Here is a 14,379-nt window from a genome sequence, read left to right as displayed (position 1 = left end):
GAAATGGGAAAAATAGCATTTCTTTTTCCGGGCCAAGGTTCACAGGCAGTTGGAATGGGTAGACAGTTAGCGGAGAATAATAAAGAGGTTGCGAAAGTGTTTGCAAAAGCGGATGAGGTTTTGCATGATTCTCTTTCAGAAGTGATTTTTGAAGGACCGCAAGAAAAGTTAACATTAACGACAAATGCGCAGCCGGCACTATTAACAACGAGCTTTGCAATTTTAACAGCTTTGAAGGAGTATGATATTACACCTGATTTTGTCGCAGGACATAGTTTAGGTGAATATAGCGCTCTTGTAGCTGCTGGTGCATTAACATTCGAAGACGCTGTATATGCTGTAAGGAAACGCGGGGAATATATGGAAGAAGCTGTTCCAGGCGGGGAAGGTGCAATGGCAGCTATTTTAGGTGCGGATCCGGATATGCTGAAACGAGTTACAGAAGAAGTAACAAGTGAAGGATATGCAGTACAAATTGCTAATATGAATAGTACGAAGCAAATTGTTATTTCTGGAACAAAGCAAGGAGTAGAACTTGCTTCTCAAAGAGCGAAAGAAAATGGTGCTAAAAGAGCAATTCCGCTCAAAGTAAGTGGACCGTTTCATTCCTCGCTTATGAAACCAGCTGCTGAGAAATTCCAAAGTGTTTTAAATGAAATTACAATTCAAGACACGAATATTCCTGTTATTGCAAATGTTACGGCAGATGTTATTACGCGTGGTACAGATATTCAAGCAAAGCTAATTGAACAGCTCTATTCGCCTGTATTATGGTACCCATCTATTGAGTATATGGTGAATCAAGGGGTAGATACATTTATTGAAATCGGACCTGGAAAAGTACTTGCTGGTCTTATGAAGTCGATTGATTCTTCAGTGAAAGCATATGCGGTATATGATGAAGAGACATTAAAAGATACCATTTCAAATTTGAGAGGAGAAAGCTGATGTTAAAAGGGAAAGTAGCATTAGTAACTGGTGCTTCACGTGGGATTGGTCGTGCGATTGCTATTGATTTAGCGAAACAAGGGGCAAATGTTGTAGTAAATTATGCTGGTAATGAGCAAAAGGCGAATGAAGTAGTTGATGAAATAAAGAAATTAGGTTCAGATGCCATTGCAGTAAGAGCAGATGTTGCAAATGCTGATGATGTTACTGCAATGGTGAAACAAACTGTAGATACGTTTGGACAAGTTGATATTCTTGTAAATAACGCTGGTGTAACAAAAGATAATTTATTAATGCGTATGAAAGAAGAAGAATGGGATACAGTTATTAATACAAACTTAAAAGGTGTTTTCTTATGTACGAAAGCAGTATCGCGCTATATGATGCGTCAACGTCATGGACGTATTATTAATATCGCTTCTGTTGTTGGTGTAACAGGAAACCCAGGACAAGCAAATTATGTTGCTGCTAAAGCTGGTGTAATTGGATTAACAAAAACATCAGCAAAAGAATTAGCGAGCCGAAATATTACTGTAAATGCAATTGCTCCAGGGTTTATTGCGACTGATATGACGGATGTATTAGATGAAAATATAAAAGCCGAAATGTTAAAATTAATTCCTGCAGCTCAGTTTGGAGAAGCACAAGATATCGCAAATACTGTAACGTTTTTTGCTTCTGATCAAAGTAAATATGTTACAGGTCAAACGTTAAATGTTGATGGCGGTATGGTAATGTAATAAAAGAATCGATTTCACCTAGTTTTTTTGGACAATATTTTATATAATATTTGAGGGGAGGTGAATAGAATGGCAGATGTTTTAGAGCGTGTAACCAAAATTGTCGTTGATCGTTTAGGAGTAGAAGAAACTGAAGTAGTACCAGCTGCAAGCTTCAAAGAAGATTTAGGCGCAGACTCCCTAGATGTAGTAGAACTTGTAATGCAATTAGAAGATGAATTCGAAATGGAAATTTCTGATGAAGATGCTGAAAAGATTGCTACTGTTGGCGATGCTGTGACTTACATAGAGAGTCATCTATAATGCTTAAGTGAAGTCCCGTTTTTTAACGGGGCTTCTCGGCTTATATCTGGAGGGACCTATGCCGTACCGAAAACATAGAGAAAAAAAATACGAAGCAAAATATCGTGAAGCTTTTAAAGTATTTCAAGAAGAGATAGGTATTACGTTTACAGATGAAAAATTATTGATTCAAGCGTTTACGCATTCATCGTATGTGAATGAGCATCGAAAAAAACCGCATGAGGACAATGAGCGTCTTGAGTTTCTTGGCGATGCTGTATTGGAACTCACTGTATCACAGTATCTGTTTCAAAAATATCCGACAATGAGCGAAGGAGAGTTAACAAAACTACGTGCAGCTATTGTATGTGAGCCATCTCTTGTTCGTTTTGCAAACGAAATGTCATTTGGTAGCCTTGTTTTATTAGGGAAAGGTGAGGAAATGACGGGTGGACGTGAACGACCAGCTTTATTAGCGGATGTCTTTGAAGCGTTTATTGGTGCCCTTTATCTTGATCAAGGGCTAGAAACAGTTTGGGGATACTTAAAAGAAGTTGTATATCCAAAAATTAATGAAGGTGCTTTTTCTCATGTGATGGATTATAAGAGTCAATTGCAAGAATTGATTCAGCGTGATGGTAGTGGCAATGTTGAGTATCAAATTTTGCAAGAAAAAGGACCGGCCCACAACCGAGAATTTGTGTCCCGTGTAACTTTAAATAATGAGGCATTAGGTCTTGGAAGTGGTAAGTCAAAAAAAGAGGCAGAGCAACAAGCTGCTGCAGAAGCATTGAAAAAATTAAAAGAACAATCATGAGGAATCCCCCTTTGAATGAGGGGGATTCCTTATGCATAGAATGAAACTTTCCTTTTATTTATAAATAAAAGGAGTGGGAAATCCGTATAGTAGTTTGTTTTCGTATAGACAACGTTTACAACAACGGAGAATAGGAGGAAGGCCTTTCGTGTTTTTAAAAAGATTAGAAATAGCAGGATTTAAGTCTTTTGCTGAGCGTGTATCTGTCGATTTTGTTCCAGGTGTAACTTCTGTAGTAGGACCTAACGGGAGCGGGAAAAGTAATATTACTGATGCAATTCGCTGGGTACTTGGTGAACAATCTGCAAAGTCATTACGCGGTGCAAAGATGGAGGATATTATTTTTGCCGGCAGTGATACGAGAAGAGCGGTTAATGTTGCTGAAGTTACATTAACTTTAAATAATGAAGACCAACGCTTACCGATTGAGTATAACGAGGTGTGTGTAACGCGTCGTGTATCTCGTTCGGGTGATAGTGATTTTTATATTAATAAACAATCTTGTAGATTAAAAGATATTATTGATTTATTTATGGACTCTGGTATGGGAAGGGAAGCTTTTTCGATTATTAGCCAGGGGAAAGTCGAAGAGATTTTGAGTAGTAAATCAGAAGAACGTCGTGGTGTATTTGAAGAAGCTGCGGGTGTGCTGAAATATAAACTTCGTAAAAAGAAAGCTGAAGGGAAATTGGCGGAAACACAAGAAAACTTAAATCGTGTACAAGATATTATTCACGAATTAAGTAGTCAAGTAGAACCACTAGAAAGACAAGCTTCTATTGCGAAAGATTATCTTGAGAAAAAAGAAGAATTAGAGAAAGTAGAAGCTGCGCTTATTGTACATGAAATTGAAGAATTACATGAAAAGTGGGAAGCGCTTCGAAATCAATTTGGGCATAATAAAGATGAAGAAGCTAAAATGTCGGCGAACTTACAAAAAAGTGAAGAAGAGCTTGAGGAATTACGCGGGCAATTACAAGCCGTTGATGAATCTGTAAATTCCTTACAAGAAGTTCTACTTCTGTCTAGTAAAGAACTAGAAAAACTAGAAGGGCAACGCGAGCTGTTAAAGGAAAGAAAGCAAAATGCAACGACACATTGTGCGCAGCTTGAAAAGCTAATTGTTGAGTTAACAGAGAAAACTACAAGTTATGATGGCGAAATTGAAACAAGTACAGAAGCTTTAATGCAATTTGTGAATCAAGTAAAAGAATTGGAGAAGAAATTGCATGATAACGAGCAATTACTTGCGACTTTTGCTGAGAATTTAGAGGAACAAATTGAGAATTTAAAAGGTGACTATATTGAACTTTTGAATCAACAAGCAAGTCTTCGTAATGAATTATCTATGATTGAAGAACAATCAAAACAGCAAAACTCTAAAAACGAACGACTTGATGAAGAAAATGAAAAGTATGTACAGATGCGTGTGGAAATTACAGCGAAAAAGGCGAAACTTGTAGACAGTTATGAGCAAGCGAGAGAGAAAATAGCTGGCATTATTTCTAACATACAGAAGACAGAAACGGCACTTGGGAAATGTAAGTCACAGTATAGTGAAAATGAAACGAAACTGTATCAAGCGTATCAATTTGTGCAACAGGCGCGCTCTCGGAAAGAAATGTTAGAAGAGATGCAAGAGGACTACTCTGGCTTCTATCAAGGGGTACGTGAAGTATTAAAGGCTAGAGAAAATAGACTACAAGGTATTGAGGGAGCTGTTGCAGAACTTCTGACTGTGCCGAAAGAATATGAAATCGCAATGGAAATCGCCCTTGGGGCAGCGATGCAACATATCGTAGTACAAACAGAAGAGCATGCTCGTAATGCAATTGCATTTTTAAAGCAAAATAAACATGGCCGTGCAACGTTTTTACCTCAAGCTGTTATTAAAAGCCGATCGCTATCATTTGATCAATTACGCATTGTGAATCAGCATCCATCGTTTGTCGGTGTAGCGGCAGAACTTGTGCAGTACAATAATAAATATGAGAATGTAGTTTCAAGTTTATTAGGTACAGTTGTTGTTGCGAAAGATTTACGCGGAGCAAATGAGTTAGCGAAACAACTGCAATACCGCTATCGTATTGTAACACTCGAAGGTGACGTAGTGAACCCGGGTGGTTCTATGACGGGTGGAGCTGTAAAACAGGCGAAATCCTCTTTATTGGGACGTCAACGTGAACTTGAAGAGTGGACTAAAAAACTAACTGACATGGAAGAAAAAACAACGAAGCTAGAAAACTTTGTTAAAGCAGTAAAGCAAGAGATTCAAGAAAAAGAAGTACAAATACGAGAGCTACGCCAAGGTGTAGAGACCGAACGTGTAGATGAACAGAAGCTAAGAGAAGAAATTAATCGTTTAGAATTAGATGAACATCGTATTAATGATCGTTTATCGATTTACGATTTAGAGATTGAAGGATTTTTACAAGATCAAGTAAAAATGCAAGGGCGCAAAGAAGAGTTAGAAAAGATTTTAGCGACTCTTCAAGCTGAGATTGGGGAATTAGATAGCAAAATCGTCGTTTTAACGAAACAAAAAAGTGAACAATATTCTTCAAAAGAAAAAGTTCAGAAGGAAATGACGGAGCTAAAAGTACAAGCTGCTGAACAACAACAACGTTTGTCTAATCAAAAAGAAAAAGTCGAACGATTGACGAAGGAAAAAGAAGAGACTGATGCGACGCTTGTAAAAACGAAAGAAGATTTAGCGTTCTTAAAGCAAGAGATGACATCTAATTCAAGTGGCGAAGAACAAATTACGAATATGATTGAGAAGAAAGCGTATGATCGTAATCAAACTTCGGAGTTAATTCGTTCTCGTCGTGAACAACGCGTATCATTGCAAGAAAGAGTCGAGCATTTAGAGCGCGGTGTGAAAGAAACAATAGGTAAACATAAATATATTCTTGAGATGCTGAAAGATCAAGAAGTGAAAATTAACCGACTTGATGTAGAGCTGGAAAATAGATTGCAACATTTACGTGAAACATATACTATTTCATTTGAAGCAGCAAAACTTAAGTATACAATGATGATGCCTGCAGAAGATGCACGTAAAAAGGTGAAACTAATTAAACTATCCATTGAAGAGTTAGGCGCAGTAAATTTAGGGGCAATTGATGAGTATGAACGTGTAGCAGAGCGCCATACATTCTTATTAGAGCAAAGAGATGACCTAGAAGAAGCGAAATCGACATTGCATCAACTTATTACGGAAATGGATGAAGAGATGAAAAAACGCTTTTCTACTACATTCGAAGGGATTCGAACAGAGTTTCAATCTGTATTCTCTGAATTATTCGGAGGTGGAAGAGCGGATTTAGTAATGACAAACCCAGAAGATTTACTAAATACGGGTATTGATATTGTAGCGCAACCACCAGGGAAGAAACTACAAAATTTAGGTTTACTTTCAGGGGGAGAGCGTGCTTTAACGGCAATTGCGCTCTTATTTGGTATTTTAAAAGTACGCCCAGTTCCATTCTGTGTTCTAGATGAAGTGGAAGCAGCTCTTGATGAGGCAAACGTTGCTCGTTTTGCGCAGTATTTAAAGAAATTTAGTGATGAAACGCAGTTTATTGTAATTACACACCGAAAAGGTACAATGGAAGAGTCTGATGTATTGTACGGTGTAACAATGCAAGAATCAGGGGTGTCGAAGCTTGTTTCTGTTCGTTTAGATGATGGCGAAGAACTTGTTGCAAGTAGATAGGAAGGATGGGAAGTATGAGCTTTTTAAAAAAATTAAAAGAAAAAATTTCAAAACAAACGGATACGGTAACAGAGAAGTTTAAACAAGGATTAGAAAAAACGAGAAATTCATTTGCTGATAAAGTAAATGACTTAGTGTACCGTTACCGCAAAATAGACGAAGATTTCTTTGAAGAATTAGAAGAAATTTTAATTAGTGCGGATGTCGGAGTTTCGACAGTGATGGAATTAATTGATCAGTTGAAAGAAGAAGTGCAACGTCGTAACATTCAAGATCCGAAAGAAGTACAGGCTGTTATTTCTGAAAAGCTAGTGGGAATTTACAAAGGTGACAGCGATTTTAGTAATGAAGTTAATATACAAGAGGATCAATTAACAGTAGTTTTATTTGTTGGTGTGAATGGTGTGGGGAAAACGACGACGATTGGTAAGCTTGCACATAAATTTAAATCAGAAGGTAAGTCTGTCCTATTGGCGGCAGGAGATACATTCCGTGCTGGGGCGATTGAGCAATTAGAAGTATGGGGCGATCGTGTTGGTGTAGAAGTAATTAAACAAGGGTCAGGATCTGATCCAGCGGCTGTTATGTATGATGCTGTACAAGCGGCAAAGGCCCGTAAAGTGGATGTATTGCTATGTGATACAGCGGGACGCTTACAAAATAAAGTAAACTTAATGAATGAGTTAGAGAAAGTGAAGCGTGTAATTGAGCGTGAAGTACCAGGGGCTCCTCATGAAGTATTACTTGTTATTGATGCAACAACAGGGCAAAATGGTTTAAGCCAAGCGAAAACATTCCGTGAAGCAACGAATGTTACTGGTATTGTTTTAACGAAGTTAGATGGAACTGCTAAAGGTGGTATCGTCTTAGCGATTCGTAACGAAATGGATGTTCCGGTGAAATTTGTTGGGCTAGGAGAGCAAATGGATGATCTGCAACAGTTTGATCCAGAACAATATGTTTATGGTTTGTTTGCGAACGTAGTAGAAACAGAAGAAGTGTAAGTGAAAGAAGCGGTATTTCTGCTTCTTTTTTTATAAAAATATGTGATGTTAAGAAAAAAACTTGACACTCTTTTATACTCCATGTAAACTAAGTCATGTAAAGGGAAATCACTTAACAAAGGATGATCCAACATGCTCGAGAAAACAACGAGAATGAACTATTTATTTGATTTTTATCAATCGTTGTTAACGCAAAAACAAAGAAGTTATATGTCGCTTTATTATCTAGATGATTTATCTCTTGGTGAAATTGCGGAAGAATTTGATGTAAGTCGCCAAGCCGTGTATGATAACATTAAACGGACTGAAGCGATGCTTGAAGAATATGAAGATAAATTAGTATTACTTCAAAAGTTTCAAGAGCGACAGCGACTTGTTGCAAAGCTAAAACAGCTAATCAGCGAAGAAGAGCATGTAAATGAAGAAATGAAACAAGTTGTTGAAGCTATCGAAAAATTAGATTAGGAGGGCGGCAATATGGCATTTGAAGGATTAGCCGACCGACTTCAACAGACAATGCAAAAAATCCGCGGCAAAGGAAAAGTTTCTGAAGCCGATGTAAAAGAAATGATGAGAGAAGTTCGTCTAGCTCTTTTAGAAGCGGATGTTAACTTTAAAGTAGTAAAAGATTTTATAAAGCGTGTGTCTGAGCGTGCTGTCGGACAAGATGTAATGAAAAGTTTGACACCTGGACAACAAGTAATTAAAATCGTACAGGAAGAACTTACAGAACTTATGGGCGGAGAGCAAAGCAAAATTGCTGTTGCTAATAAGCCACCTACTGTTATAATGATGGTTGGTCTGCAAGGTGCGGGTAAAACAACGACGACAGGTAAGCTTGCAAATTTGCTTCGTAAAAAGCATAATCGTAAACCGATGCTTGTTGCAGCGGATATTTACCGTCCAGCAGCGATTAAACAGCTTGAAACATTAGGGAAGCAATTGGACATGCCTGTTTTCTCCTTAGGAGATCAAGTAAGTCCGGTTGAAATTGCGAAACAAGCGATTGCGAAAGCAAAAGAAGATCATCACGATTACGTTTTAATCGATACAGCGGGTCGCCTGCATATTGATGAAGAACTAATGGGTGAATTAGCGAAAGTCAAAGAAGTTGCGAAACCGGATGAAATTTTCCTTGTTGTCGATGCGATGACAGGACAAGACGCGGTAAATGTAGCACAAAGTTTCCATGAACAGTTAGGATTAACAGGTGTTGTATTAACGAAATTAGATGGTGATACGCGCGGTGGTGCGGCATTATCTATTAAGGCTGTAACAAATACACCAATTAAATTTGCTGGTATGGGTGAAAAACTAGATGCAATTGAAGCGTTCCATCCAGAACGTATGGCATCCCGTATTTTAGGGATGGGCGACGTCTTAACATTAATTGAAAAAGCGCAAGCTACAGTTGATGAAGAGAAAGCAAAAGAACTTGAGCAAAAAATGCGTACGCTTTCGTTTACGCTTGACGATTTCCTAGAACAACTTGGACAAGTGCGTCAACTTGGACCGCTTGACGAATTGTTAGGAATGCTTCCTGGTGCAAATAAAATTAAAGGGCTGAAAAATGCACAAGTTGATGAAAAACAAATTGGGCATATTGAGGCAATTATTCGTTCTATGACTAAAGTAGAACGAGAACAACCGGAAATAATCAATGCTAGTCGTAAAAAGCGCATTGCCAAAGGTAGCGGTACAACGGTACAAGAAATCAATCGTCTAATCAAGCAATTTGATGATATGAAAAAAATGATGAAGACGATGACGGGAATGCAAAAAGGTAAGAAAAAAGGACTAGGTGGATTGAAGTTTCCATTCATGTAAGGAAAAAAGATGGCTCTGTTAAGAAAAAATACTTTACAAAGCAATAGTCTTTTTGCTAATATAATTATCTGTGTGAAATAAATTCGGAGGTGCTTTATAAATGGCAGTTAAAATTCGTTTAAAACGTATGGGAGCTAAAAAAACTCCTTTCTATCGTGTAGTTGTTGCAGATTCTCGTTCTCCTCGTGACGGACGTTTCATTGAGGAAATCGGTACTTACAATCCGGTTGCTCAACCAGCGGAAGTTAAGATCAACGAAGAAGCAGCATTAAAATGGTTAGGAAATGGTGCTAAACCATCTGATACAGTTCGTAACCTTTTCTCTACCCAAGGTATCATGGAGAAATTCCACTTATCTAAACAAGGTAAGTAATTGAGGCAATGACAATGAAAATGTTAGTCGAGACAATTGTTAAACCTCTTGTGGATCATCCTGGAGATGTAAAAGTTACACAGGAACTTTGCAACGGAGAAATAAAGTATCGATTAACTGTACATCCTGAGGATGTTGGAAAAGTCATTGGAAAGCAAGGGAAAGTTGCGAAAGCGATTCGAATGCTCTTGTATTCAGTGGGACATCATAATGATGAGAACGTCACACTGGAAATTCAATAAACGTAAAAAGGGCGAGGAGTTATTTCCTCTCCCTTTTTTAACATTTAAAGAGAAATTGCATGTTCCATATATAAAATGGAAATGCTTAATTTATATAGAAACCAGGGGTGACATACTATTTATGACAAAATGGTTTAATGTAGGGAAAATTGTAAATACTCATGGCGTAAAAGGAGAAATTCGTGTTATTTCTCGTACTGATTTTCCAGAAGAGCGATATAAAGTAGGGAACACGTTATACATATGGGATGAGAAAGGTACAGACTATCTTACAGTGAAGGTAACTTCTCATCGTCAACATAAGACATTTGATTTATTAACACTTGAAGGATACAACAATGTAGATGAAGTAGAGAAGTTAAAAGGTTCTTTAATAAAAGTACCAGAAGAGCAGTTAGGCGAACTAGCTGAAGGTGAATACTACTACCATGAAATTATTGGTTGCAACGTTGTAACGGAAGAAGGAGAAGCGTTAGGGACAATCAAAGAGATTCTATCTCCTGGTGCGAATGACGTTTGGGTGATTAAACGTCCAAAGGGTCAAGATTTGTTAATTCCTTATATTGATGACGTTGTACTTCAAGTTAACATTGAAAATAAATTAGTAACCATTCATGTAATGGAAGGGCTACTATAATGAAAATTGACATTTTAACATTGTTTCCAGATATGTTTACGGGTGTATTTGGTTCTTCAATTTTAAAGAAAGCACAAGAAAAAGAAGCGGTAGAGCTTCGTGTTGTCAATTTTCGTGAGTATACAACTAGTAAGCATAATAGTGTAGATGATTATCCGTATGGTGGGGGCGCTGGTATGGTATTAACCCCGCAGCCTATCTTTGACGCAGTAGAAGAGTTAACGAAGGAAACAGACCGTAAGCCGAGAATCGTCTTAATGTGTCCACAAGGAGAGCGTTTCACGCAGAAGAAGGCAGAAGAGCTTGCTGGAGAAGAGCATGTTATTTTTGTATGTGGCCATTATGAAGGATACGATGAACGAATTCGTGAGCATCTTGTAACAGATGAGATTTCTATTGGGGATTACGTATTAACGGGTGGAGAATTGGCTTCTATGGTAGTCACTGACAGTGTTGTACGTCTTTTGCCAGGAGTGCTTGGGAATCAAACGTCACAAGTGGAAGACTCTTTTAGCACAGGTTTGTTAGAACACCCACATTATACACGTCCTGCTGATTTTCGTGGTATGAAGGTACCGGATGTACTAATGTCAGGAAATCATAAAAACATTGATGAATGGCGCCATAAAGAGTCACTACGTCGTACGTACACACGTAGACCGGATTTACTGGAAGAACGAGAATTATCTAAGCAAGAAGAGAAATGGCTGGAACAGATTAAAGAAGACCGATAAGGGCTTGATATATTTTCTATTGCAACAGTCCTAGCAATATGCTATTATAACATTTGTGCTACTGAAATCAGTAGCCGTATTAACGATGTTCCGCTGTAATTTAATAAGACTTTATAAGAGCATCTGTTTAAAGGAGAGAATTTAATATGCAACAATTAATCACAGAAATCACAAAAGGCCAATTGAAAACTGACCTTCCTTCATTCCGTCCTGGAGACACTTTACGTGTACACGTAAAAGTAGTTGAGGGAACTCGTGAAAGAATTCAGCTTTTCGAAGGTGTTGTAATTAAACGTCGTGGTGGCGGAATCAGTGAAACATTCACAGTTCGTAAGATTTCTTACGGTGTAGGTGTTGAGCGTACATTCCCAGTTCACACGCCAAGAATCGCGAACATCGAAGTACTTCGCCGTGGTAAAGTACGTCGTGCTAAGTTATACTACTTACGTAACCTTCGCGGTAAAAAAGCACGTATTAAAGAAATTCGATAAGACATGTATGGGAGCTTGTAAATACACAAGCTCCCTTTTTCCAATCTATATGAAATTTTGGTATAATACGAGCAGCTTACATAACAGTGGAGGGGAAAGCATGAAGAAAGAGAAGAGCTCACTTTGGGAATGGATCAAAGCAATTTTGATTGCTGTTGTATTAGCGGGCGTAATTAGACAGTTTTTCTTTGCCCCAATTCTCGTAGATGGTGTATCGATGTCGCCGACTTTACATGACCGTGATCGAATGATTGTTAATAAAATTGGCTATCACATAGGTGATCCGAAACGCTTTGATATTATTGTATTCCGAGCGACGGAAGAAAAAGATTATATTAAGCGTATTATTGGCCTGCCAGGCGACGAAATCGAATACCGTAATGATAAACTATATGTTAACGGGAAACCTTATGAGGAGCCGTATTTAGATAAGCAGAAAAAACAACTTGCTGACGGACCGCTTACATATGATTTTACTCTTGAAGAAATGACAGGAAAGAAAACTGTTCCAGAAGGTCAATTATTTGTTTTAGGCGATAATCGTCGTTTTAGTAAAGATAGCCGTTCGATTGGTACAATTTCAATGGACCAAGTGATTGGTAAAGCAAATATGCTATATTGGCCGTTAAAAGATGCACGTATTGTGAAATAAAAGAAAAAGAAGGTGGCAACATGGTAATTCAATGGTTCCCAGGACATATGGCAAAGGCTAGACGCCAAGTAACAGAAAAATTAAAGTTAATTGATGTTGTAATTGAGCTTGTAGATGCTCGATTACCTTTATCTTCTCGTAATCCAATGATTGATGAAATTATTACACATAAACCAAGGCTTGTTGTTTTAAATAAAGCGGATATGGCGGATGATCGTCTTACAAAGCAGTGGATTGCATATTTTGATGAAAGAAGTCAAAAGGCAATTTCAATTAATGCGCAAGCTGGACAAGGTATGAAAGAAATTGCAGCAGCTTGTAAAGTTCTTGTCAAAGAAAAATTCGATAAAATGGTTGCTAAAGGCATTAGACCAAGAGCAATTCGTGCTTTAATTGTAGGTATTCCAAACGTTGGTAAATCTACACTAATTAATAAATTAGCGAAGAAGAATATAGCAAAAACAGGAGATCGTCCTGGTGTGACAACGGCCCAGCAGTGGATTAAAGTTGGGAAAGAAATGGAATTATTAGATACACCAGGTATTTTGTGGCCTAAATTTGAAGATGAATTAGTTGGTCTTCGTTTAGCGACGACTGGTGCAATTAAAGATTCTATATTAAATCTACAGGATGTAGCTATTTATGCGTTACGTTTTATGGAAAAACATTATCCAGAACGTTTAAAAGAGCGATATAATTTAAATGACATTCCAGAAGAAATTGTGGAGTTATTTGATGCAATTGGAAAAAATAGAGGTTGCTTAATGGGCGGCGGAATGATTGATTATGATAAAACATCTGAGCTTATACTTCGTGAGCTTCGTGGTGGAAGATTTGGAAAAATGACATTTGAAACACCAGAAGAGTTTGCAGAGCAGGTAGAAGATGCGGAAAAAGTAGAAGAAGTATAAGACGTGCGTTTGTACGTCTTTTCTTTTTGGTTACGTTTAAAAGGAGTGTAAATAGATGCAAAAAATGACTATTCATGAAGCGGAATGTTTGCTGCAAGAAATTATGAATGAAGAAGACGAGCGTTTTCAAATGTTAGTGAAAGATGAGCGAAAAGGTGTTCAAAAACTAATTTTGAAGTGGTATAAACAAAAAGAGTTAGCGCAAAAAGAAAGAGAAAAATTTCTAGAAATGTCAAAGTACGAAAATGAGTTACGTGAAAAAGGGCTCACATGCATTGCTGGTATTGATGAAGTGGGTCGTGGGCCGTTAGCGGGACCGGTTGTGACGGCGGCAGTCGTCCTTCCGGAAGATTTTTATATTCCAGGATTAAATGACTCGAAAAAATTAAGTGAAGCGAAACGTGAGCGTTTTTATGATGAAATTAAAGATCATGCAATTGCGATTGGAGTTGGAATTATATCACCACAAGTTATTGATGAAATAAATATTTATCAAGCGACGAAGCAAGCGATGTTAGATGCCGTTGCTAATTTATCATGTACACCAGAATATTTATTAATCGATGCGATGAAGCTTCCTACATCAATTCCGCAAACATCAATCATTAAAGGTGATGCGAAAAGTGTCTCTATTTCAGCTGCATCTATTATTGCGAAAGTGACGAGAGATCGCATGATGAAAGAGTTAGGAGGAAAGTATCCTGCATATGGATTCGAACAACATATGGGATATGGGACGAAACAGCATTTAGAAGCGATTGAAGTACATGGAGTATTAGAAGAACATCGAAAATCATTCGCGCCAATTAAAGATATGATTCAAAAATAAGCTGTATATTCACAGCTTATTTTTTATTTTGGTATATAAACATTATTATTTTCGAAAAAGAATAAAGCGATTTCAGTTTTCTGACACTTTATTGTAGACAGCGTGCCAATCATCTTATACAATGGCAATGTAATGTTTTTTAAACATTAAAAAACTTTTCGAGTAAAACAGGAA

At 37.6% G+C, this 14,379-nt stretch carries 16 protein-coding genes; all 16 read left to right on the top strand.

Going from position 1 to position 14,379, the window contains the following annotated elements; all coding sequences use genetic code 11:
- Positions 1-3 precede the first annotated feature (3 nt).
- The 16 genes from fabD (at position 4) to NSS97_RS19560 (ending at position 14,205) form a co-directional block, all read left to right on the top strand.
- The gene (gene fabD / locus NSS97_RS19635) at positions 4-948 is read left to right on the top strand and encodes an ACP S-malonyltransferase (protein ID WP_002128825.1); all 945 of its coding nucleotides are present in this window, start codon (positions 4-6) and stop codon (positions 946-948) included.
- On the top strand, positions 948-1,688 hold the full coding sequence (gene fabG / locus NSS97_RS19630; protein ID WP_002014514.1) for a 3-oxoacyl-[acyl-carrier-protein] reductase: 741 nt from the start codon (positions 948-950) through the stop codon (positions 1,686-1,688). Before fabD ends, fabG begins: the two co-directional genes overlap by 1 nt.
- A gap of 69 nt (positions 1,689-1,757) precedes the next feature.
- The gene (gene acpP / locus NSS97_RS19625; protein WP_002014515.1) at positions 1,758-1,991 is read left to right on the top strand and encodes an acyl carrier protein; all 234 of its coding nucleotides are present in this window, start codon (positions 1,758-1,760) and stop codon (positions 1,989-1,991) included.
- Between the two features lie 58 nt (positions 1,992-2,049).
- Complete coding sequence (rncS, locus tag NSS97_RS19620) at positions 2,050-2,787, top strand: ribonuclease III (protein WP_002033792.1); 738 nt, start codon at positions 2,050-2,052, stop codon at positions 2,785-2,787.
- Between the two features lie 148 nt (positions 2,788-2,935).
- Positions 2,936-6,505: a chromosome segregation protein SMC gene (smc, locus tag NSS97_RS19615; protein WP_002014517.1), complete on the top strand. Its 3,570-nt coding sequence runs from the start codon at positions 2,936-2,938 to the stop codon at positions 6,503-6,505.
- A gap of 14 nt (positions 6,506-6,519) precedes the next feature.
- Complete coding sequence (ftsY, locus tag NSS97_RS19610) at positions 6,520-7,509, top strand: signal recognition particle-docking protein FtsY (protein WP_002088200.1); 990 nt, start codon at positions 6,520-6,522, stop codon at positions 7,507-7,509.
- 132 nt (positions 7,510-7,641) lie between these two features.
- The gene (locus NSS97_RS19605) at positions 7,642-7,974 is read left to right on the top strand and encodes a putative DNA-binding protein (protein WP_000891061.1); all 333 of its coding nucleotides are present in this window, start codon (positions 7,642-7,644) and stop codon (positions 7,972-7,974) included.
- Positions 7,975-7,986: 12 nt separating this feature from the next.
- Positions 7,987-9,336, top strand: a complete 1,350-nt coding sequence (gene ffh, locus NSS97_RS19600; RefSeq protein WP_002014519.1) for a signal recognition particle protein — start codon at positions 7,987-7,989, stop codon at positions 9,334-9,336.
- A gap of 100 nt (positions 9,337-9,436) precedes the next feature.
- A complete protein-coding gene (gene rpsP / locus NSS97_RS19595; protein ID WP_000268751.1) occupies positions 9,437-9,709 on the top strand; it encodes a 30S ribosomal protein S16 in 273 nt (90 codons plus the stop codon).
- Positions 9,710-9,723: 14 nt separating this feature from the next.
- Positions 9,724-9,951 (top strand): KH domain-containing protein, encoded by a 228-nt coding sequence (locus NSS97_RS19590; protein WP_002088196.1) that lies wholly within the window; start codon positions 9,724-9,726, stop codon positions 9,949-9,951.
- Between the two features lie 121 nt (positions 9,952-10,072).
- Positions 10,073-10,588, top strand: a complete 516-nt coding sequence (gene rimM, locus NSS97_RS19585; RefSeq protein WP_002014521.1) for a ribosome maturation factor RimM — start codon at positions 10,073-10,075, stop codon at positions 10,586-10,588.
- Positions 10,588-11,322 (top strand): tRNA (guanosine(37)-N1)-methyltransferase TrmD, encoded by a 735-nt coding sequence (trmD, locus tag NSS97_RS19580; RefSeq protein ID WP_002014522.1) that lies wholly within the window; start codon positions 10,588-10,590, stop codon positions 11,320-11,322. Before rimM ends, trmD begins: the two co-directional genes overlap by 1 nt.
- A gap of 146 nt (positions 11,323-11,468) precedes the next feature.
- Positions 11,469-11,813, top strand: coding sequence for a 50S ribosomal protein L19 (gene rplS, locus NSS97_RS19575; RefSeq protein ID WP_002014524.1), 345 nt, complete (start codon positions 11,469-11,471; stop codon positions 11,811-11,813).
- A gap of 100 nt (positions 11,814-11,913) precedes the next feature.
- Positions 11,914-12,465: a signal peptidase I gene (gene lepB / locus NSS97_RS19570; protein WP_002066791.1), complete on the top strand. Its 552-nt coding sequence runs from the start codon at positions 11,914-11,916 to the stop codon at positions 12,463-12,465.
- 20 nt (positions 12,466-12,485) lie between these two features.
- Positions 12,486-13,376, top strand: coding sequence for a ribosome biogenesis GTPase YlqF (gene ylqF, locus NSS97_RS19565; RefSeq protein ID WP_341113860.1), 891 nt, complete (start codon positions 12,486-12,488; stop codon positions 13,374-13,376).
- Positions 13,377-13,431: 55 nt separating this feature from the next.
- A complete protein-coding gene (locus tag NSS97_RS19560; RefSeq protein WP_044442890.1) occupies positions 13,432-14,205 on the top strand; it encodes a ribonuclease HII in 774 nt (257 codons plus the stop codon).
- Positions 14,206-14,379 lie beyond the last annotated feature (174 nt).

It is taken from the genome of Bacillus sp. FSL R12-0074 (genome assembly GCF_038005725.1).
In the GTDB taxonomy this organism is placed as follows: Bacteria; Bacillota; Bacilli; order Bacillales; family Bacillaceae_G; genus Bacillus_A; species Bacillus_A mycoides.
Note: the sequence above shows the minus strand (reverse complement) of the source record. Positions and strands in the feature narration are given on the sequence as shown.

Coding starts and splice junctions, on each gene's coding strand:
- ffh (WP_002014519.1), top strand. CDS start 7,987: ATGGCATTTGAAGGATTAGCCGACCGACTTCAACAGACAATGCAAAAA.
- acpP (WP_002014515.1), top strand. CDS start 1,758: ATGGCAGATGTTTTAGAGCGTGTAACCAAAATTGTCGTTGATCGTTTA.
- fabD (WP_002128825.1), top strand. CDS start 4: ATGGGAAAAATAGCATTTCTTTTTCCGGGCCAAGGTTCACAGGCAGTT.
- NSS97_RS19590 (WP_002088196.1), top strand. CDS start 9,724: ATGAAAATGTTAGTCGAGACAATTGTTAAACCTCTTGTGGATCATCCT.
- rplS (WP_002014524.1), top strand. CDS start 11,469: ATGCAACAATTAATCACAGAAATCACAAAAGGCCAATTGAAAACTGAC.
- ylqF (WP_341113860.1), top strand. CDS start 12,486: ATGGTAATTCAATGGTTCCCAGGACATATGGCAAAGGCTAGACGCCAA.
- lepB (WP_002066791.1), top strand. CDS start 11,914: ATGAAGAAAGAGAAGAGCTCACTTTGGGAATGGATCAAAGCAATTTTG.
- rimM (WP_002014521.1), top strand. CDS start 10,073: ATGACAAAATGGTTTAATGTAGGGAAAATTGTAAATACTCATGGCGTA.
- NSS97_RS19605 (WP_000891061.1), top strand. CDS start 7,642: ATGCTCGAGAAAACAACGAGAATGAACTATTTATTTGATTTTTATCAA.
- fabG (WP_002014514.1), top strand. CDS start 948: ATGTTAAAAGGGAAAGTAGCATTAGTAACTGGTGCTTCACGTGGGATT.
- NSS97_RS19560 (WP_044442890.1), top strand. CDS start 13,432: ATGCAAAAAATGACTATTCATGAAGCGGAATGTTTGCTGCAAGAAATT.
- ftsY (WP_002088200.1), top strand. CDS start 6,520: ATGAGCTTTTTAAAAAAATTAAAAGAAAAAATTTCAAAACAAACGGAT.
- rpsP (WP_000268751.1), top strand. CDS start 9,437: ATGGCAGTTAAAATTCGTTTAAAACGTATGGGAGCTAAAAAAACTCCT.
- rncS (WP_002033792.1), top strand. CDS start 2,050: ATGCCGTACCGAAAACATAGAGAAAAAAAATACGAAGCAAAATATCGT.
- trmD (WP_002014522.1), top strand. CDS start 10,588: ATGAAAATTGACATTTTAACATTGTTTCCAGATATGTTTACGGGTGTA.